Origin of the sequence: Mesorhizobium sp. M0276 (genome assembly GCF_040321755.1) — a bacterium.
Classification (GTDB): Bacteria; Pseudomonadota; Alphaproteobacteria; order Rhizobiales; family Rhizobiaceae; genus Mesorhizobium.
In genome coordinates, this window is record NZ_JAMYSC010000159.1 from 1 (window position 1) to 786 (window position 786).

Here is a 786-nt window from a genome sequence, read left to right on the forward strand (position 1 = left end):
CCGGGATAAGTTTCTGGATGCGAAGATAACGACACTCTTCAACCTGATGCGTATAAAATCTGGCATCGTGAAATAGTGAGTTGAGGATGTCACCGAAATGACCACAAAGCTCAACGGCGAAGCTCGTCGCAAGGTAATTCTTGAGGGATACGGTAACAATGAGCCGTTGAAAGCTATAGCGGCAAAGATCGGATGCTCGCTGGCCAGTTTGAAAGTCACCGCCAGCAAACTCGGCTGTACACGAACTCCGAAAGCAGCGGCGGAATTTCGACGCGGATTTCAGGTCCCGGAAGACAAGCAGCGAGATTACTACCAGCTTATGACTGCCGGGCAATATAGAGCTCGTGAGTGCGCGCTGATTTTGGGACTCTTAACAGAGCAATCATCAGGTAGCAGGTAAACTGATTCCAATACACCTGTGGACGATATTGTCACCTAAGCATTCCATCGTGACAGCGGTTCATCACTAAAAAGCCCGCCGCAAAGCACGGGCGGCAGGCGCTGAAAGGTTCGCACAGATGCTGCGTCGGCGTTTCAATCACTCCTGCCTCAGCCCTCACGATCTGGCTATTTGCGAACGTGTGTTCGATCGGGTCTGCGCGAATGAACATCTCGACCCTTTAGACCCGGACGCCGAAATCTTGGCGGTGATGGTCGTGGCCATTTTTCAAAATGTTCACACCGGCGAGCGCGAACTGCTGGAGGCGGTCAAGTGTCGTCGGCAAAAGGCTGCGGGAACCGGGCACTAGTATATGTCGCCCAAAAGTGCGCAGCGGTTTTAGTAGA

The 786-nt window shown here is 52.5% G+C and carries 1 protein-coding gene; it reads left to right on the plus strand.

What is annotated here, in order from left to right; translation table 11 throughout:
- Window positions 1-97 precede the first annotated feature (97 nt).
- Window positions 98-400, plus strand: a complete 303-nt coding sequence (locus NKJ01_RS36260; protein ID WP_352735388.1) for a hypothetical protein — start codon at window positions 98-100, stop codon at window positions 398-400.
- The last annotated feature ends 386 nt before the right edge of the window (window positions 401-786 follow it).